The organism is Streptococcus sp. VTCC 12905 (genome assembly GCF_049893385.1).
GTDB classification, from domain to species: domain Bacteria; phylum Bacillota; class Bacilli; order Lactobacillales; family Streptococcaceae; genus Streptococcus; species Streptococcus suis_AA.
The window spans coordinates 34,830-53,611 of sequence record NZ_JBMVJC010000002.1 but is presented as its reverse complement, the minus strand read 5'-3'; the positions used below and the strand labels follow the sequence as shown (position 1 = coordinate 53,611).

General features: G+C 39.4%; 16 protein-coding genes and 2 pseudogenes. 6 read left to right on the top strand and 12 right to left on the bottom strand.

Going from position 1 to position 18,782, the window contains the following annotated elements; all coding sequences use genetic code 11:
- Window positions 1-10 precede the first annotated feature (10 nt).
- Genes ACPC58_RS01130 through yycF form a run of 3 tightly spaced genes read right to left on the bottom strand, consistent with a single transcriptional unit; the run spans window position 11 to window position 2,867 of the window.
- The gene (locus tag ACPC58_RS01130) at window positions 11-814 is read right to left on the bottom strand and encodes an MBL fold metallo-hydrolase (RefSeq protein WP_434064988.1); all 804 of its coding nucleotides are present in this window, start codon (window positions 812-814) and stop codon (window positions 11-13) included.
- A gap of 6 nt (window positions 815-820) precedes the next feature.
- A complete protein-coding gene (gene vicK / locus ACPC58_RS01125) occupies window positions 821-2,170 on the bottom strand; it encodes a cell wall metabolism sensor histidine kinase VicK (RefSeq protein WP_217469406.1) in 1,350 nt (449 codons plus the stop codon).
- The gene (gene yycF / locus ACPC58_RS01120; protein ID WP_024391260.1) at window positions 2,163-2,867 is read right to left on the bottom strand and encodes a response regulator YycF; all 705 of its coding nucleotides are present in this window, start codon (window positions 2,865-2,867) and stop codon (window positions 2,163-2,165) included. The genes vicK and yycF overlap by 8 nt, the downstream gene beginning before the upstream one ends.
- A gap of 226 nt (window positions 2,868-3,093) precedes the next feature.
- Here yycF and ACPC58_RS01115 point away from each other — a divergent pair, with 226 nt between their 5' ends.
- Genes ACPC58_RS01115 through ACPC58_RS01100 form a run of 4 tightly spaced genes read left to right on the top strand, consistent with a single transcriptional unit; the run spans window position 3,094 to window position 6,090 of the window.
- Complete coding sequence (locus tag ACPC58_RS01115) at window positions 3,094-3,855, top strand: amino acid ABC transporter ATP-binding protein (RefSeq protein WP_130554350.1); 762 nt, start codon at window positions 3,094-3,096, stop codon at window positions 3,853-3,855.
- Window positions 3,856-3,864: 9 nt separating this feature from the next.
- A complete protein-coding gene (locus ACPC58_RS01110; protein WP_434064987.1) occupies window positions 3,865-4,704 on the top strand; it encodes a transporter substrate-binding domain-containing protein in 840 nt (279 codons plus the stop codon).
- A gap of 13 nt (window positions 4,705-4,717) precedes the next feature.
- Window positions 4,718-5,416 carry an amino acid ABC transporter permease gene (locus ACPC58_RS01105; RefSeq protein WP_217374819.1) on the top strand — a complete coding sequence of 233 codons (699 nt, stop codon included), beginning with the start codon at window positions 4,718-4,720 and terminating at the stop codon, window positions 5,414-5,416.
- Window positions 5,417-5,430: 14 nt separating this feature from the next.
- Window positions 5,431-6,090, top strand: coding sequence for an amino acid ABC transporter permease (locus ACPC58_RS01100; RefSeq protein ID WP_217374818.1), 660 nt, complete (start codon window positions 5,431-5,433; stop codon window positions 6,088-6,090).
- 72 nt (window positions 6,091-6,162) lie between these two features.
- Here ACPC58_RS01100 and thrS read toward each other — a convergent pair whose 3' ends face one another.
- The 6 genes and pseudogenes from thrS to ccpA form a co-directional block, all read right to left on the bottom strand.
- Complete coding sequence (gene thrS / locus ACPC58_RS01095) at window positions 6,163-8,112, bottom strand: threonine--tRNA ligase (protein ID WP_274504671.1); 1,950 nt, start codon at window positions 8,110-8,112, stop codon at window positions 6,163-6,165.
- A 155-nt stretch (window positions 8,113-8,267) separates the two neighbouring features.
- Window positions 8,268-8,639: pseudogene (locus tag ACPC58_RS01090) on the bottom strand (MazG-like protein).
- A gap of 263 nt (window positions 8,640-8,902) precedes the next feature.
- A complete protein-coding gene (locus ACPC58_RS01085; protein WP_434064986.1) occupies window positions 8,903-9,277 on the bottom strand; it encodes a hypothetical protein in 375 nt (124 codons plus the stop codon).
- Between the two features lie 14 nt (window positions 9,278-9,291).
- A complete protein-coding gene (locus ACPC58_RS01080) occupies window positions 9,292-10,605 on the bottom strand; it encodes a glycosyltransferase family 4 protein (RefSeq protein WP_434064985.1) in 1,314 nt (437 codons plus the stop codon).
- A 20-nt stretch (window positions 10,606-10,625) separates the two neighbouring features.
- On the bottom strand, window positions 10,626-11,669 hold the full coding sequence (locus ACPC58_RS01075) for a glycosyltransferase family 4 protein (RefSeq protein ID WP_217374814.1): 1,044 nt from the start codon (window positions 11,667-11,669) through the stop codon (window positions 10,626-10,628).
- Between the two features lie 116 nt (window positions 11,670-11,785).
- Window positions 11,786-12,787, bottom strand: a complete 1,002-nt coding sequence (ccpA, locus tag ACPC58_RS01070) for a catabolite control protein A (RefSeq protein WP_277836884.1) — start codon at window positions 12,785-12,787, stop codon at window positions 11,786-11,788.
- 205 nt (window positions 12,788-12,992) lie between these two features.
- Between ccpA and ACPC58_RS01065 the strand changes: the two genes are divergently transcribed.
- Window positions 12,993-14,078, top strand: coding sequence for a M24 family metallopeptidase (locus tag ACPC58_RS01065; protein WP_217374813.1), 1,086 nt, complete (start codon window positions 12,993-12,995; stop codon window positions 14,076-14,078).
- Between the two features lie 221 nt (window positions 14,079-14,299).
- On the opposite strand, the gene tgt is transcribed toward ACPC58_RS01065, so the two are convergent.
- Window positions 14,300-15,442 carry a tRNA guanosine(34) transglycosylase Tgt gene (gene tgt, locus ACPC58_RS01060; RefSeq protein WP_434064984.1) on the bottom strand — a complete coding sequence of 381 codons (1,143 nt, stop codon included), beginning with the start codon at window positions 15,440-15,442 and terminating at the stop codon, window positions 14,300-14,302.
- Window positions 15,443-15,709: 267 nt separating this feature from the next.
- On the opposite strand from tgt, the gene ACPC58_RS01055 reads away from it, so the two are divergent.
- A complete protein-coding gene (locus ACPC58_RS01055) occupies window positions 15,710-16,567 on the top strand; it encodes a DUF975 family protein (RefSeq protein WP_434064983.1) in 858 nt (285 codons plus the stop codon).
- 314 nt (window positions 16,568-16,881) lie between these two features.
- On the opposite strand, the pseudogene glf reads toward ACPC58_RS01055, so the two are convergent.
- A pseudogene (glf, locus tag ACPC58_RS01050) lies at window positions 16,882-17,991 on the bottom strand (UDP-galactopyranose mutase).
- An 8-nt stretch (window positions 17,992-17,999) separates the two neighbouring features.
- Complete coding sequence (gene yaaA, locus ACPC58_RS01045; protein ID WP_434064982.1) at window positions 18,000-18,731, bottom strand: peroxide stress protein YaaA; 732 nt, start codon at window positions 18,729-18,731, stop codon at window positions 18,000-18,002.
- Window positions 18,732-18,782 lie beyond the last annotated feature (51 nt).

Sequence of the window (18,782 nt, the reverse complement as noted above, 5' to 3'; positions counted from 1 at the left end):
TTTCTATCTATCAAATCTTGGTCAATACAGTCGCTGTATCTGGCGAAGTATCATAAATTTGAAAATCTGTACCAACACCTAAATCAGCTTGTGCCAATTGGTTAACCATAGTCATATGTGCCAGTTCCTTGATATTATTTTCCTTTGATAGATGCCCTAGGTAAATCTTAGTGGTCCGATTTCCGAGCGAACGAATCATGGCATCAGCACCATCTTCGTTACAAAGATGCCCTTTATCCGACAAAATCCGTTGCTTCAAATTCCAAGAATAAGAACCCGAACGAAGGATTTCAACATCATGATTGGATTCAATCAAATAGGCATCTGCATTTTCCACAATACCCACCATTCGGTCACTAACATAACCAGTATCCGTCAACATAACAAAGGATTTATCATCTTTCATAAAACGGTAGAACTGCGGACAAGCAGCATCGTGGCTGACACCAAATGACTCAATATCTAGGTCTCCAAAAGTTTTCATTGAGCCCAATTCAAAAATGTGTTTTTGGGCGACATCAATTTTGCCCAGCTTGCTTTCCATTGCCTGCCAGGTCAATTCATTGGCATAAATATCCATACCATATTTACGAGCTAACACTCCTATACCATGGATATGATCGCTATGTTCATGGGTGACTAAAATGGCATCAATCTCATCTGGTTTTCGGTCAATTTCTGCCAAAAGACTAGTGATTTTTTTTCCCGATAAACCTGCATCCACTAAAATTTTCTTTTTATCCGTTTCCAAATAAAAACAATTTCCACTAGACCCGGATGCTAAAATACTATAATTAAAACCAGTTCCGATCATACTCCCCTATTCTTCCTCAGCAACCTCTTCCCACTCATCCAGTGCAATATCCTTACTATATGGTAAGACAATCGTAAATGTCGAACCATGTCCATACTCACTTTTAGCCCAAATGAAACCTTTGTGTTGCTTTACAATCTCTTTTGCAATCGCCAAACCTAAACCTGTGCCCCCTTGGGCTCTCGAACGCGCTTTATCAACTCGATAGAAACGGTCAAATATTTTAGGTAAATCAGCTTTAGGAATTCCCAAACCTTCATCTGAAATAGAAAGAATAAGCTGACTATCTGTCGTTTTCATACTAAAGGTAATGTTTCCCCCATCTGGAGAATACTTGATAGCATTATTCAAAATATTATCCAGTACCTGCGTCATCTTATCGGTATCAATTTCAACCCAAATTGGACTAATCTGGTAATCACGAATAATAGCGTAGGTCTTACCAACATCAGAATTCTTCATCTGATCAAAGCGATTCAAGATAAAAGTGATAAAGGCTGTAAAATTGATTAACTCTACATCCATCTCTCCAACCTGATTATCAATGCGAGATAAACTTAAAAGATCTGTAATCATCCGCATCATCCGGTTGGTTTCATCTAAGGATACCTTGACAAAACTTGGGGCAACCGATTCGGTCAGAGCTCCCTCATCCAAGGCTTCCAAATATGATTTAACCGAGGTCAACGGTGTACGCAATTCGTGACTGACATTAGAAACAAACAGTCTGCGCTCACGTTCCTCCTTGGCCTGCTCCGTCATATCATGTAGGACAACAACCAACCCTGATATGAGCCCACTTTCACTCCTAATCGTTGCAAAATTAGCTCGTAAGGTCAGTAATTCTTGATTCTCATTAACTTTTTCTAAGACGATTTCAGGTGTTTGAGATAGCAACTCACGCAGACTATATTGGTCTTGAAGTTCTAGAACATCAAGTAAAAAATATTGCTCCTGTTTATGATCTTTTAACCCCAGTTGTTTCTGCGCCATATCATTGACCATGATAATTCGGCCAATACGATCTGTAGCAATGACTCCATCACTCATGTAGGAAAGAATGGAACTGAGCCGGATTTTTTCTTGTTCTAGGTTATCGTGCGTTAAACGGATTACTTCTGACAAATCATTCAGTGAATTTGCCATTTCGGTAATCTCTGGACTTCCTCGTAAATCCAATACATCAGAGTAATTACCATCTATCAAGGCGCCAACTTTTTTATTGAGTAATTGAATCTGCTTATTGTCACGATAGTTTTCTATCAACAATACTGTCAACGCCATTAGAAATCCGATCAAAATAACAACAAACCAAAATTCAGCTGTTGTAATTAGATAGCGTAATTGATTAATCATAAGCTTTTATAAAATAACCTACTCCCCTGCGTGTCAAGATGTATTCCGGACGACTTGGAGTGTCTTCAATTTTTTCACGCAAGCGTCGAACTGTCACGTCCACAGTACGTACATCTCCAAAATAATCATATCCCCAAACAGTCTCAAGTAGATGCTCTCGCGTCATGACTTGCCCAATGTGCTTGGCCAAATGATACAATAATTCAAATTCACGGTGTGTTAGTTCAAGTTCTTTTCCATGTTTCTTAGCTACAAAAGCATCTGGAACAATTACCAAATCACCGATTACCAATTCTGGAGTACCAGATGATTCAACTGCTCCTTGCGTCTCAGCCAATTCACTTCGACGAAGAAGAGCTTTTACACGTGCCTGTAATTCACGGTTTGAGAATGGCTTTGTCACATAGTCATCCGCACCAATTTCAAGCCCAATAACTTTATCAAACTCACTATCTTTAGCTGACAACATTAAAATAGGAACATTACTTGTTTTTCGAATCGTCCGTGCTACTTCTAATCCATCTATTTCTGGAAGCATTAAATCTAAAATAACAATGTCTGGAAACTCTGCTTCAAAAATATCAAGCGCCTCACGTCCATCAAACGCAGTAACTACCTCATATCCTTCACGTGTCATATTGAACTTAATAATATCCGAGATTGGTTTCTCATCATCAACAATTAAAATTTTCTTCATTTTTTATTACCTTTATTATCTTTATTATCTTTATTATCTTTATTATCTTTATTATCTTTTATCTATTATATCAAACTTATTTAAAAATTTCATTTTACAAGATGTGCACATAATCTTATGTTACGTTTTATGACATGCTATTTATTAAATTGTCTGAATTTGCTTGACATTTAATGATTGCAATGATATGATACTAATACCATGTTTTTTATTGAAGGAGACACTTATGGCATTAGTAGATTTTAAAAATGTAAATAAATACTACGGCGACTACCACGCCTTACGCAATATAAACTTGAAATTTGAACCTGGACAGGTTGTCGTATTGCTCGGACCATCTGGTTCAGGAAAATCGACACTCATCCGAACTATCAATGGTTTAGAAGCAATCGATGAAGGTCAATTGGTCGTCAATGGTCATGATATTTCTTCTACGTCCATCAAAGAATTAGTTGCCTTACGTAAAGAAGTCGGTATGGTCTTCCAGCATTTTAATCTCTATCCACACAAGACAGTTTTAGAAAATGTTACCCTAGCTCCGACAAAGGTCTTAGGTATTGATAAGGCAACTGCTGAAAAAACTGCTCAAAAATACCTCGAGTTTGTTAACCTTTGGGATAGAAAAGATTCCTATCCTGCTATGCTATCTGGCGGACAAAAACAACGTGTCGCAATTGCACGTGGATTGGCTATGCAACCTGAACTTTTGTTGTTTGATGAACCAACTTCTGCCCTCGATCCAGAAACCATCGGTGATGTTTTAGCGGTAATGCAAAAATTAGCGCGAGATGGGATGAACATGATTGTTGTAACGCATGAAATGAGCTTTGCACGTGAGGTTGCTGACCGTATTATCTTTATGGCTGAGGGAGAGGTTTTGGTAGACACGACCGATGTCAATGGATTCTTTGAAAACCCAACCGAACCAAGAGCTAAGCAATTCCTCAGTAAGATCATCAACCACGAATCTGATAAGGTAAAGTTATAGGAGGTACCTATGAAAAAGAAGAATCATACTCTCTTTCTGACATTTCCACTACTAGTCCTAGTAGCCATACTCCTATTCGTAGTTAAACAGCCCATTGCGCAAACAGATACCCCTACAGAATTATCGAACAGTGACCAAGTTCAGGCAATAATCGAGAGAGGTGTTCTCCGAGTTGGTGTCAAACAGGATGTTCCAAACTTTGGCTACAAGAACCCAGATTCTGGTGAATTTGAAGGATTGGAGATTGACATTGCTCGCAGAATCGCAGACGAATTAGGTGTAGATATTGAATTCACTCCGGTTACTGCCCAAACACGTGGACCACTTCTCGATAATGGTCAAGTGGATTTGGTCATCGCAACCTTCACCATCACAGAAGAACGCAAGTTACTCTACAATTTCACAACTCCTTACTACACAGATGCCGTTGGCTTCTTGGTCAATAAGGATAGTGGAATTAAGACCTTTACCGACCTAAATGGAAAGACAATCGGAGTAGCTCAGGGTTCCATTACACGTACCCTCGTCTCTGAATTGGCAGATAAGTATGGCATTGCAGTAAACTTTGCTGAACTCGGTTCCTATCCGGAACTCTCCGTATCCCTTAGAGCACATAGAACTGATGCCTTCTCTGTTGACCAATCCATTCTATCCGGTTACATTGGCTCAAAATCAGAACTAATGGACTTTAGCTTCTCAGCTTCTGATTATGGAATTGTTACTAAATTATCTAACAAAGACCTTAACAACTACTTAAACAGCCTTGTTGAAAAATGGACTTCCGATGGTACTCTTCAGGCCTTCTATGATGCCAATGGTCTAGAACCAGTCACAGAAACTGACGAATAGAAAGGTGAACAATATGACAGTTTTAACAACTAGTCCTTACGCTTGGGAGAATTGGGTCAGTTATTTCAAGGATTTTCCAATTTTTTTCCAAGGATTTCTCTTTACCTTAGCCATTTCTGTCGGAGCCTTTATCATGGCCATGTTTTTAGGAATTGTCTTTGGTAGTCTCTCTTCAAGTAAAAATAAAGTTTTAAAAATCATCGCACGTGTCTATGTTGAATACTATCAGAATACGCCGCTTTTGGTTCAGTTCATGATTGTTTATTATGGACTTCCGCTGATTTCAAATTATGTTCTCATGCCGTCCATCTACTGGACAGCTGTTATCTGCGTGGGACTCTATCACGGTGCCTATATTGCAGAGGTCATTCGTGCAGGGATTGAAGCTGTGCCAACTGGTCAAACAGAAGCTGCACTTTCACAAGGATTTACTCAAGCTGAAACCATGTGGATTATCATTTTGCCACAGGCCATTCCGACCATTCTGCCACCTTTGACCAACCAAGTCGTGAACTTGATTAAGAATACTGCCACTGTTGCCATCATCTCAGGAGCTGATATTATGTTTATGACAAAATCTTGGTCTGCCATGAATGCTAACTACATCCCAGCCTTTGCTGGTGCTGCTTTCCTTTACTTCATCATGTGCTTCCCTGTTGCAAGCTGGGGCCGACGCATTGAAGAAAAGAATAAGTCAGCCTTTTCACACTAAAAGGAGGTTGAACGATGAATTATGTTTTAGAATTACTCAAACCTTCAACCTTCCAACTCTTGTGGAGTGGTTTGAAGTTAACAGTCTATATTTCAAGTATTTCGGTGATCCTATCCATTCTTTTCGGAATGATTTTAGCCATCATGCGTAATGGGAAAAATCCAATTTTCAAGTGGATTGCAACCATCTATATTGAATTTGTGCGTAATGTCCCAAACTTGCTGTGGATTTTCACAGTTTTCCTAGTCTTCCAAATGAAGTCAACGCCTGCTGGTATTACTGCTTTTACTATTTTTACCACGGCAGCCATGGCCGAGATTATCCGCGGCGGTCTAAACGCCATCGGACCGGGCCAGACCGAAGCTGGTTTGTCACAGGGTTTTACCCCTGTACAAATCATGGTCTATATCATTATGCCTCAGGCTATTCGCAAAATGCTGCCAGCCATCATCTCGCAGATTGTAACGGTCATCAAGGACACTAGTTTTCTCTATTCCGTTATCGCCCTGCAAGAACTCTTTGGTTCTAGTCAAATCCTCATGGGACGCTACTTTGAAGCAGAACAAGTTTTTGCCCTTTACCTCATTGTTGCTCTCATCTACTTTGTTATCAATTTTGCCATTTCAAGTCTGTCACGTTATGTGGCTAAGTCTTGGGCGAGCAGCATAGAGTAAGATTTCTCCCAGCCAGTTGGTTGGGATTTTTTTGCTGTCAAAAAAGAAGCCCATTCGGACTTCTTGCTTTATTTATTCTTCTTCAGCTGGTCTTGACTTACGAGCAATATCTGCTAGGATATGGTCCACAAATTCTGCAACAGACTGAGTTTGCGTTGCCTTACTTCCGTAGCGACGAACGTTGACAGCATTATCTTTCATTTCCTTGTCACCAACGATGAGCTGGTATGGAATCTTGCTGGTCTGACTCTGACGAATCTTGTACTGCATCTTCTCGTTACGTTCATCCACGTGTACGCGAACACCACGGTCTTGCAATTCTTTTGCAACCTTCCAAGCATAATCCAAGTGAGCTTCCACAGAGATTGGAATCATAGTCACTTGGGTTGGAGCTAACCAAGTTGGGAAGGCGCCCTTGTAGGTTTCAATCAAAATGGCTGTGAAGCGTTCCATAGTTGAGATAACACCACGGTGAATCATAACTGGGCGGTGTTCTTCACCATCAGCACCAATGTAGGTCAAAGCAAAACGTTCTGGCAAGAGGAAGTCCAACTGAATGGTTGACAGTGTCTCCTCATTACCTAAGGCAGTTCTCACCTGAATATCCAATTTTGGACCGTAAAAGGCTGCTTCCCCCTCTGCCTCGTAGTAGTCTACGCCCATTTCATCCATAGCATCTTTCAACATACGCTGGGCATTTTCCCACATCTCATCGTTGTCATAGTACTTCTCTTTGTCTTCTGGGTCACGATATGACAGACGGAAACGGTAGTCGTTTAGGTTGAAATCTGCGTACACTTCGATAATCAACTGAAGTGCTTTTTTGAACTCTTCTTGGATTTGCTCAGGTGTCACGAAAATATGACCGTCGTTAAGAGTCATCTCACGTACCCGTTGCAAACCTGTAAGAGCACCAGATTTCTCATAGCGGTGCATCATCCCAAGCTCAGCGATACGCACTGGCAATTCGCGGTAAGAACGCACATGATTTTTATAAACTTGAATGTGGTGCGGACAGTTCATCGGACGAAGCACAAACTCCTCACCGTCACCCATGTCCATAGTTGGAAACATGTCTTCTGAATAATGATCCCAGTGACCTGAGGTCTTGTAGAGTTCGACAGAAGCCAAAGGTGGCGTATAAACGTGCTGGTAACCTGAAGCCAATTCCTTGTCTGTGATGTAACGCTCCAAGGTACGACGGATAGTCGCTCCATTTGGCAACCAGAATGGCAAACCTTGACCAACTTCTTGGCTAATCATGAAAAGATCCAATTCCTTACCAAGTTTACGGTGGTCACGCTCTTTGGCCTCTTCACGCATTTGCAGGTATGCTTTGAGATCTTTTTTGTCAAACCAAGCTGTACCATACACACGTTGCATCATTGGATTTTCGCTCTTACCACGCCAGTAAGCACCTGCCACGTTGAGCAATTCAAAAATCTGGATACGACCTGTTGACGGAACGTGTGGCCCACGGCAGAGGTCAACGTATTCGCCTTGGGTATAGATGGTCAAACCGCCCTCGTCATCCGAGTGTTCTTGAATCAATTCCAACTTGTAAGGATCATTTTTGAAAATTTCAAGAGCTTCTTCCTTAGTTACCTCACGACGTTCTGAAGGGAAATTCTCTTTGACAATTTTAGCCATTTCTTCCTGAATACGTGGCAGGTCTTCATTTGAAATCTGACCTGCTGCATTGTCCGTATCGTAATAAAAACCGTCCTGAATAGCTGGACCAACACCCAACTTGATGTCTGGGAAAAGCCGACGAGCTGCTTGGGCAAACAAGTGCGCCGCTGAGTGACGCAAGATGTCCAAGGCATCCTCATGGTCAGGCGTTACGATTTCAAGCGTACCGTCCTCTTCAATAGCACGAGTAGTGTCAATCAATTTACCATTAAACTTACCAGCAAGAGCCTTTTTCGCCAAAGACTTGCTGATGCTCTCCGCAATTTCAAAAGTAGTCACACCAGCTTGGTACTCACGAACAGCACCATCTGGGAAAGTAATGTTAATCATAATATAAGATATAAAGGGTGTTAAGCGGACACAGACAAAATAGGAAACAAAACGACGACGCAAGCATCTAGTTCTCGTTTATCTTTTTGGCCCAGTCCGTAGCCCGTATTCAGTTCAACCAAATACGGAGACCCTAGTCCTTTCTATTTTTTTATTTATTTTTTAATCCCCAATAACTCTTCTTTCTGAGTTAAAAAGGTTTCCATTTCTTTTTGAAAATCAATATCCAGGCGGTCAGCCAGTTCAATCAACCACTAGATATTTTCAGCCATTTTATGCTCTAAGCTATAGGGTGTTTCATCATAGTAACGGCCCTGCTTGGTCATAATCAGACGGTTCATGTTACCAATATCGTTGGTCAACAATTCTTTATTTTAAGTTGTCGAGCTGAAACAGTCTATCCCCAGACTGTTTCACTCCTCAATGGACCACTCTTTATCGTGGTGCTTGACTTCCAATTCTTTGTAAGCCTTGCGAATGGCTAGGCAACGGTCAATCGTTTCTTGTGGAATGCTGGTCAACTTCATCTCCTTGTTTTGTCAAAAAAGAAAATACGACGTCCTTGCAAAAGGACGTCGTAACGTGGTTCCACCTTCATTTATCTACGACAAAAAAGTGTCATAGACCTCATGTTTGGCGATAAGGGAACCACCCTTTTATGTTTGCATAAAATCATACCGAGTAGTGTCAATTCTATCCTCTGTGTACTTTCACCAAACGCCCACTCTCTCAAAGATTTCCTAGAATTGATAAGTCTCTAACAGCTATTATATCAGGATTTCCTGATTTTTCAAGGATTTTTCTTCATTTTTTTCCTTTGTGTAAATAGCAGAGCTCCTATCCCATTTCCAATCAGAGCACATAAGGTGTAGACAATCTGGTAGAGAATAATCCATTCCTTAAAGAAAAAGATGGTTACAGGATAAAGCAGTAAAACCAAGGCAAGAAGGCTAAGAGAAAAGCCGTTTAAAAATCCACAAAGAAGACCCGTTAGGAACAACACAATGGGAGTATAGAGCAATATATTCCCGACCACCAGCTCCTTAGAAAGCATGGTGTCACTAATCAGATGAAAGGCAATCAGGTAAATACCTGCATACATGAATAGTATAATAAGGGCTACTACAGCCAGACTCTCCCAACTCTCCTTTTGTAATCTTTCCATTTGAACCCTCCAAATTAATCAAAGAAATTCCGAATAGACTTCACCTGTTCAACAGATTTTTTTAGCATCCTTGCTGTAGTATCTGTTGATTTGACTACTGCTTTACGTGGTAAATAAATGGCTTCTTTTAACAATACTTCAGCCACACTATCTTGATTTGTATGCTCTTTTTTGAAATCATATGAAATTTTCAAATCGAGATAGTATTCAAACACTCTGCGTCCGAAGTTAGTCGCGGAAATTTCATATAATTTTTTTTCCAAAACATGAGGATTCATAGGAGGGGTCATGACAATTGCTTCAATGACTGCATCTGAAAGTTCCTCTTCATGTAAAAATAGCGTTCCAAACATCTTATCAGTGATAACATTAGACAAATAGGGATTCGAGTGAGCGATAATGGGAGTTCCCGTTGCCAAGCTCTCTAAAAAAGTCAACCCTTGGGTCTCACTTGTTGAAGCCGAAATAAAAAAATCGGCAGCTTTATAATACAGAGCTGTATCACTTGGTGCAACCATTCCCGTCATCTGAACAGAATCTGTCAGTCTCAATTCAACAATCATATCCTGCAAAGCTGTCTCATATGGCCCACCACCAACAATAACTAGTTTTACCTTTGGATTGTCCGCCAAAATGTTCGGCATTGCTTTAATAACAGCCTGAATATTCTTTTCATGTGAGATACGAGATAGGCTGAGTAACATGGTTTCATCTGGTCCAATGCCCAGTTGTTCCCTTAATTCCTCAATGTCCGAAGGACAGATTTCAGGGCGATCAAATTTTGCCAAGTCAATCCCTGTTGGTATGACCCTTTTTGAAATAGGAACATTGTATCGTACTAATAGTTCCTCAACAATTTCACTCGGACAAATAACACCGTCCAAATCATGAAGGAACGAGCGAGCAAAATATTTTATCATTCCAGGACGAATCAACCGTCCCTTAGCGATATAGTGTACATAATCCTCATATTGAGTATGATAGGTATGCACAACAGGAACTTGTAGTTCTTTTGCAACCATCTTACCTAGAATACCTAAGGTAAATTCTGTATGGGTGTGAACCAAGTCCAACCTATAGCGACTTGCTATCTTTAAGGCATCTTTAAAACCAGCATAGGCTACTCGCCGGTCTTTAAATGCGAAAAATGGAACACTCGGTAAACGTATAATATCCCAATCCTCGTAGCGATTGACACCCTCATCTGTTGTTGTAAAAATAAATACTGTATGACCTAATTTTTCAAGCTCAGTTTTGAGAGTTCGAATCGAAGTTGCCACACCCGAAACTTGTGGAAAATAGGTGTCTGTAAATAATCCAATCCGCATGCTTTCTCCTATTTTATGTATTATGATTTAGCTAAATCAGCCTGCTCTTGGTAAAAGGCAAGCCACTTTTCAAGCAAGGATTCCGGAGAATAATAGTTAGAAATCTCTCTCGCTTTATTTGTCAATTCAACCAGCTGATTTGGTTGATTCTGCAACGTTTCTATAGCCGTTTTCATTTCATCCATATTTTTTACTGGCAAATACATTCCCTCGAGAATAACCTTGTATAAATCAATGTCTCGCAACATGATGGGTGTACCACAACTGGCTGCTTCTAAAATCGTCATTGGGAATAATTCACTATAACTAGGTAAAAAGAAAACATCAGCCATGTTATACAATTTTAGCATTTCTTCTGCATCAACAATCCCTGTGAAAATGAGATTTTTAGGAGGCTGCTCCATTAATTTTTTGTATTCTGCATGTCCATCAGTCATATTACCAAATGAAAAACCACCTGCCCAAACAAAGATCACATCTGGACATTCTCTTGCTAATTGTGCAAAGTCATCAATTCCTTTTCGTCTCTGCACTTGCCCTGCACCTAATACAACAAATTGATCTGGAGAAATTGCGTACTGTTTTCGAACATCTTGCACTTCTTCTGTAGAAAGAGGATGCCACTGATCACGATTTACAAAGTTTGGTAAATAAGTGATTTTATCGCGTGAAATTCCATACTCCACTAAATCATCTATGAAACTCGGATTGACGACCACTAACTGGTCCATACGATTATAAAAGGTAATCACATACCAAGATACAAGAGGATTAAGAAAACGTGGAATTTGTAAGCTACCTTCAAGAGTATCAGGAAGAAAATGCACATAACCAACTCGTCGCCCTGTTCTTTTCTTAAAAAATGTCGTCAAAAAAAAGATGGGATCTATGGTATGGTAATGGGTTACATCCGCCTTAACAAATAGTTTTTCTTTAATGTCTAGCTTAGTTGTTCCACGTTCTCGCAATAAGTGCATCAGCTCTCTATAGGCCCCTGATACCCCTTGTCCCTTTACTTTTTCGCTAGAACTTAACATGTTTATGACTAATTTCTTTGTACTCATATATGTATTATACACTACTTTTTCAAATAGTGAAACCGTAAACAGATAGGGAAATCCCTTACCTATTTTCTGAAAAAGTAAAAAGAAGCCGACTGATTAGTTCGACTTCTGAATCCTTATTTTGTAGATTTACGTTCCTTGATACCATGATTCAAGATAACTTCGCGATTATCCAATTCTTCCTTGTGCATAATTTTTGTCAACATACGCATGGCAATTGCGCCAATATCGTAAATCGGTTGATTGATGGACGTCAGATTTGGACGAGTATATTTTGTTACCTGTGAATCATCACTTGTAATGATTTCAAATTCTTCAGGAACCTTTATACCACGATCACTAATACCATTTAACAAACCGGCAGCGATTTCATCTTCAGCGACATATGCTGCAGTTGCTCCCGCATTCAAGACACGTTCCGCCAAGGCATAGCCTTCTTCATATTTGTATTTTGATTCAAAGACAAGACCTTCATTAAACTCTAAACCACTCGCTTGGAGTCCCTCTTTGTAACCAGAAAAACGAATTTTCCCATTGATGTCATCAACCAATGGACCTGAAACAAAGGCGATTTTTTTGTTATTTTTAGCAAGCAATTTTACTGCATCACTACTTGCAGCTGCGTAGTCAATATTGACACTTGGCAATTGGTGTTCCAAATCGACAGTACCTGCTAATACAATCGGAGTGCGTGAACGTGAAAATTCCGCACGAATCTTATCTGTCAGATGATAGCCCATGAAGATAATACCATCAACTTGCTTAGAAAACAATGTATTGACAACATTAATTTCTTTCTCGTCATTTTCATCACTGTTTGCCAATACGATATTATACTTATACATATCAGCAATGTCATCAATCCCCTTAGCCAAGGTTGCAAAATAGACATTGGCAATATTTGGAATCACAACCCCCACAGTTGTCGTTTTTTTACTTGCCAAACCACGCGCAACAGCATTTGGGCGATAATCTAATCGATCAATCACCTCTAACACTTTTTTACGAGTGTTTTCTTTGACGTTTTTATTACCATTGACTACACGACTGACTGTAGCCATTGACACACCAGCTTCACGCGCAACGTCATAAATCGTCACGGTATCGTCTGTATTCATCATCTATTTACCCTTCCTTTCTTAAATCAAATTTCTATGAAAATTACGCTTTCACTCAATCATAGTGTATCATTTTTTGAAACCACTTTCAAGAGAAAATCGTATTTTTTTCCTTTGTACTTGCAAATTTTTTGATTTTTTGAAACAATAGTCTATATAATAAAAGAAAATTTCAAAATGATTACCAAATTTTAAAGGAAAAGCCATGTCAAAATTGCAACACGTCCAAAATTACCTCGATTCAAATAAATTAGATTTAGCAATCTTTTCAGATCCAATTAGTATTTATTATCTGACTGGTTACCTTAGTGATCCGCATGAGCGCCATATGCTGCTCTTTGTCATGCCTGATCATGAATCACTCCTTTTCCTTCCTGCCTTGGATGTGGAGCGTGCAGTTGCCACGGTTGATTTTCCAGTCGCTGGATATATGGATTCAGAAAATCCATGGCAAATCATCAAAAATAAACTTCCTCAAAAGCATTTCTCAGCGATTGGTGCTGAATTTGACAACCTAAACCTAACACGTTATCATGGTCTTCAATCCATCTTCAATCAACCATTCTCTGATATTACACCATTAATCAATACTATGAAATTGATCAAGTCGCGTGATGAAATAGAAAAAATGTTGGTTGCTGGTGAATTTGCAGATAAAGCAATGCAAGTTGGCTTTGATAATATCTCACTCAACGTAACAGAAACTGATATCATTGCTCAGATTGAATTTGAAATGAAAAAACAAGGCATTTCAAAAATGAGCTTTGATACCATGGTCTTAACTGGAAATAATGCCGCTAACCCACACGGAATTCCATCAACAAACAAAATCGAAAATGACGCTCTGCTATTGTTCGACCTAGGTGTAGAAGCTTTGGGATATACTTCGGATATGACGCGCACAGTCGCTGTCGGTAAGCCAGACCAGTTTAAACAGGATATTTACAACTTAACTTTAGAGGCTCATATGACTGCAGTTAATATGATCAAGCCTGGTGTGACCGCTAGTGAAATTGACTATGCCGCACGATCAGTGATTGAAAAAGCTGGTTATGGTGAGTATTTCAACCACCGTCTTGGACATGGTTTGGGCATGAGTGTCCACGAATTTCCATCTATTATGGAAGGCAACGACCTGGTTATCAAAGAAGGCATGTGCTTCTCAGTTGAACCTGGTATTTATATTCCAGGAAAAGTTGGTGTCCGGATTGAAGACTGCGGTTATGTCACAGAAACTGGATTTGAACTCTTCACAAAAACACCAAAAGAACTCTTGTATTTTGAAGGTTAATGGGAACCAATCGTTTCTTCACTCCTCAAAGCTCGTTGGCAACAGTTCCTTTTGATGTTAAATAGAAGTGCTTTAAAGCCGATTATTAATATAAAAGCATACGATCATGTTACCGAAGAGTTTCATAATCGTATGCTTTATTTATTTGTATGCGTGTCTAACAAAATTGTAAGAAAGTGTAACTAAAAAATGTCTTAGTCCAACCAAGAAGGCTTTTTATCTTAAAAATTTCGTCCGTTTTTACCGTAACCATATTTTTCCATAAAGTCTTGACGGAATTCCAAAAGGTTGTCATCCATGATTGCTTGACGGACATTTTTCATTAGGTTAATCAAGAAAAATAGATTGTGATAACTGGTCAAACGAATACCAAATGTCTCGTCGGCCTTAAGTAAATGACGGAGATACGCACGTGTGTAGTTTTTACATGTGTAGCAATCGCACTCTGGATCTAATGGTGTAAAGTCCTCAGCGAACTGAGCATTTTTAACCACAAGACGTCCTTGACTGGTCATGCATGTTCCATTACGTGCAATGCGTGTTGGTAGTACACAGTCAAACATATCAACCCCACGAATCACACCATCAATCAAGCTATCTGGTGCTCCAACACCCATGAGGTAACGAGGCTTATTCTCTGGCAATAGTGGGGTGGTGAAATCCAGTACAGCATTCATTTCATCATGTGTCTCCCCAACAGCCAATCCCCCAATAGAGTATCCTGGAAAATCCATGCTAACCAAATCATGAGCTGATTGGCGACGAAGATCCTCAAAACCAGCACCCTGTACAATACCAAATAAGCCTTGGTCATGGGGACGAAGATGAGCCTTAAGACCACGATCTGCCCAACGACTGGTTCTTTCAATCGATTTTTTTACATAATCGTAAGGTTGATAAAACTGCGGACACTCGTCGAAACTCATCATAATATCCGAACCAAGATTGTTCTGAATTGAGATAGCTTTTTCAGGTGACAAGAACATTTTACTACCATTGAGATGGTTTTTAAATGTAACACCTTCTTCAGTAATATTTCGGCTATCTGCTAGAGAGTATACTTGGAAACCGCCTGAGTCAGTCAGAATTGGTTGATCCCAACTCATAAACTTGTGCAAACCACCTGCACGAGCCACTAAGTCGTCACCTGGGCGGAGCCACAGATGATAGGTATTGGATAGGATAATCCCTGATCCCATCTCTTTCAATTCTTCAGGCGACATGGTCTTTACCGTTGCCTGAGTCCCAACTGGCATAAACATAGGGGTTGGAAAGGTCCCGTGTGGGGTAATAATTTCACCCAAACGAGCACCTGTATGCTTTTCTTTCTTAATCAAGCGATACTTGATTGGAACATCTGTCATCTTTTATTTACCTCCCGCTAGGAAAAACAGTCCTAGGAATTTAATCTTGCATGGTCTAATCGATTGGTCTGTCATATGAAAAATAAACAAGTATCATTTCCATGTGTATCCGACGAATCGTTTTGATAGTTGAGAAGAACAAAACTTACTCTAACTATCTTGAAATAAGGAATCGATTAATTTCCACAGCACCTTCCAGTCTATCAAAAAAAATCTAGCTTGTCATCTAGAATTATGTTACAATGTCTATCAAAGGAGACCATATCTATGTTGACTATTGCTACAATCACTGACAAGGCTAGAAAAACATTACAAGATACTCCCAACATCTTTCAAATTGCACTTATTCCAGTGCTCATATCCGTCAGTGTCCAACTTTTCTCATCCACTCGTCAATCTATTCTTGAGGTATACTTGTCACAAGATGGATCCAATCTACATTTCAGTTACCTACTGTCTAGCATACTATTTCCTATCTTTTATGGACTCTTAATGAGCCTTTTATATCTATCTATAACGTGGGCTCTTTTCAAAGGCATTAAACAGGGAGCGAATGAGTACAGAGTGAGCAGTTCATTGGCTATTTTTCAACATGAACATTTTAAAAAGATTTTCTTTACTTTCATCTTAAAGCGCATTTTGTTATTTCTTTGGGGCCTTATTTTCTACATCGGTCTAGTATGTTTTTTAGGCTCAATTATCTATTTATCGAGTTTTCTCCCTTCACAAGGGAGCGTTACCGAGGTTCAAATTCCCTATGACATTCTCAGTGTGACAGGCATGCTGTTTTTCATCGGATTTTTGCTGATGATCATTGGATTGATTGTTTATCTACCTCAAATCTACGCCTATTCGCAAGTTGAGACAGTTTTATTTGATCAATTAACTACGAATGACTACCGCAATCCTCTTTCTACCGTTAAATACAGTCGGAACCTAATGAAAGGATACAAAATGAAACGCTTTCTGTTAGATCTGCATTTCATCGGATGGTTCCTACTTTCTACTATCACCTTCGGTATAGTTGGCATTTATGTGTTACCTTATTATCATGCTGCGCAAATCCACTTTTACATTGCACTATTAGAAGATCAGCATTATTCATTTTCAGCGAAACAAATATAGATTGGGTTCATTCCTATTTTCTACAAAAGATAATCGGATTTAAAAACCATTCTATTTCTTGAAGCCAGACGCATAAGACATTACTTTCTTATTTTCTGGTTGTTGACTCAAATCAATCCCCTAAGGTGATTTCTAAAATGACATTTAATACTCAATGAAAGTCAAAATCAGTCTAGATGACGCAGACGCAGATAGAACTAAAGTTCATCAAATCAAGTCAACTCCGTCTACTTTTGATTTTCGAAGAGTATAAAAGTACCCTTTTCGTGTTTCCAACGGTAATCGCGAACTGGGTACTTTTTTATTTGTCATATTTACTCAACTTCACTTCTCACACACTGCAAGGCAGCTCCGATGACTTGATGCATATCATAGTACCGATAATGACCAAGACGTCCACCAAATATAACATTCTCTTGTTGTTCTGCGAGGCGTTTATAAGCAGTATAGAGTTTGTTGTTACGATCATTGTTCACTGGATAATACGGCTCATCGCCTCGTTTCCAGGTCTTCGAATACTCACGTGTAATAATGGTTTTCGGTTGAGTACCAAATTCAAAATGTTTGTGTTCAATGATTCGAGTAAATGGTATTTCACTATCTGTGTAGTTCACAACTGCATTCCCTTGATAGTTTTCCATATCCAATACTTCTGTCTCAAATCGAAGGCTACGATATTCCAATTCACCAAGTTGGTAATCAAAAAACTCGTCAATCATTCCTGTAAAGACAATCTTCGGATAGGTCGCTAAATAGTCTTCCTTATTGGCAAAGAAATCAACATTTGTCTCCACATCAATATTGTCATGGTCCAACATTTTTTCAACAATCTGCGTGTAACCACAAATGGGAATACCTTGAAAAGTATCATTAAAATAGTTATTGTCGTAAGTCGAACGCACGGGCAAAAGACGAATGATAAAGGCTGGCAACTCCGTACATGGTTTTTCCCATTGTTTCTCGGTGTATGACTTGATCAATTTTTCATAGATGTCTGTACCAACTAGTGAGATGGCTTGTTCTTCCAAGCTCTCAGGTGTTTTTCCTCCCAAAACAGCACGTTGCTCAGCAATCTTTGCCTCTGCCTCCGCTGGAGTAACCACACCCCACAGTTTATTGAAGGTATTCATGTTGAATGGAAGATTGTAAATATCACCCTTGTAGTTGGCAACTGGAGTGTTTGTGTAGCGGTTGAACTCCGCAAACTGATTCACATAGTCCCAAATTACCTTCTCAGAAGTGTGGAAAATATGAGCTCAATATTTATGGACCTGAATTCCTTCTACTTCTTTTGTATAGATGTTACCAGCAATGTGGTCTCGTTTTTCGATAACCTTGATCTTTTTATCCTTTTTAGCTGCCTCATGAGCAAAGACTGCACCGAACAGACCTGCACCTACAACTAGATAATCGTAATTGTTTATTTATTTGATCAAACCACCTTTCTTACAAAACAAAGTTGTCTATCAGTGGAAGCCATAGCATCAAACTGAAAACCGTCGACCCTTGCTTCCTTTAATTGTTCCAAGGTCACACAATTTGTCTCTGCCATCCATGACAAAAATCTGCCTCTCCCCTTTTTGGATATTGTGGAATGTATTTTCCTCTTGCCATTCTTTTCTTCCACAAACAGCACCCTTACCATTCTCTTTTGAATTTCAGGAGAAAAAACTTGTTCAAATTCCGAAGATGCCAAAGAAATAATGACATCTTCGTTTTGCAGACAAGCATCATAATAAGGACGCCAAAATTGCTTCAATGATTTTCCCCTCACTTTTAAACTCCCTTGAAAATCCAAACGATGAGGTGCAATGAGGGAGAATGGAGATATCAATCCATAAAAACCAGTTGCAATATAAACATGATCTTTCATGTAAGACAGTTCCTGGTCAGAAAGGTCAGTTCGATACATATAACGATACATCAATCCATCATACAAGAGCCAAGCAGGATATGTTTTTGCTTGACCATGCACTATCCTTGTCCAACGATCTTTCTCCAGCTCCGCTCTTTCCAGTGGCAATTTATAAAAATCTGCTAACTGCTGAGAATCTTTACTTCCAAGCTCAGATAAAACTTGCAAACTTTCTGGAGATAAATCCTGAAAAGCTTGTGGATCCATATTTGTATTTAATTCTTTAGCATTTGGTAAAATAATCTTCATGCCTTTCATTATAACACAGGCCTCGCTTCTCTGCCTACTCTGCACAGTTTG

Excerpts from the sequence above, each read along its gene's own strand:
- ACPC58_RS01110 (WP_434064987.1), top strand. The coding sequence starts at position 3,865 with ATGAAAAAGAAGAATCATACTCTCTTTCTGACATTTCCACTACTAGTC.
- ACPC58_RS01105 (WP_217374819.1), top strand. The coding sequence starts at position 4,718 with ATGACAGTTTTAACAACTAGTCCTTACGCTTGGGAGAATTGGGTCAGT.
- thrS (WP_274504671.1), bottom strand. The coding sequence starts at position 8,112 with ATGATTAACATTACTTTCCCAGATGGTGCTGTTCGTGAGTACCAAGCT.
- yycF (WP_024391260.1), bottom strand. The coding sequence starts at position 2,867 with ATGAAGAAAATTTTAATTGTTGATGATGAGAAACCAATCTCGGATATT.
- tgt (WP_434064984.1), bottom strand. The coding sequence starts at position 15,442 with ATGACAGATGTTCCAATCAAGTATCGCTTGATTAAGAAAGAAAAGCAT.
- ACPC58_RS01065 (WP_217374813.1), top strand. The coding sequence starts at position 12,993 with ATGTCAAAATTGCAACACGTCCAAAATTACCTCGATTCAAATAAATTA.
- ACPC58_RS01075 (WP_217374814.1), bottom strand. The coding sequence starts at position 11,669 with ATGAGTACAAAGAAATTAGTCATAAACATGTTAAGTTCTAGCGAAAAA.
- ACPC58_RS01130 (WP_434064988.1), bottom strand. The coding sequence starts at position 814 with ATGATCGGAACTGGTTTTAATTATAGTATTTTAGCATCCGGGTCTAGT.
- ACPC58_RS01080 (WP_434064985.1), bottom strand. The coding sequence starts at position 10,605 with ATGCGGATTGGATTATTTACAGACACCTATTTTCCACAAGTTTCGGGT.
- ccpA (WP_277836884.1), bottom strand. The coding sequence starts at position 12,787 with ATGAATACAGACGATACCGTGACGATTTATGACGTTGCGCGTGAAGCT.
- ACPC58_RS01085 (WP_434064986.1), bottom strand. The coding sequence starts at position 9,277 with ATGGAAAGATTACAAAAGGAGAGTTGGGAGAGTCTGGCTGTAGTAGCC.
- vicK (WP_217469406.1), bottom strand. The coding sequence starts at position 2,170 with ATGATTAATCAATTACGCTATCTAATTACAACAGCTGAATTTTGGTTT.
- yaaA (WP_434064982.1), bottom strand. The coding sequence starts at position 18,731 with ATGAAGATTATTTTACCAAATGCTAAAGAATTAAATACAAATATGGAT.
- ACPC58_RS01115 (WP_130554350.1), top strand. The coding sequence starts at position 3,094 with ATGGCATTAGTAGATTTTAAAAATGTAAATAAATACTACGGCGACTAC.
- ACPC58_RS01055 (WP_434064983.1), top strand. The coding sequence starts at position 15,710 with ATGTTGACTATTGCTACAATCACTGACAAGGCTAGAAAAACATTACAA.
- ACPC58_RS01100 (WP_217374818.1), top strand. The coding sequence starts at position 5,431 with ATGAATTATGTTTTAGAATTACTCAAACCTTCAACCTTCCAACTCTTG.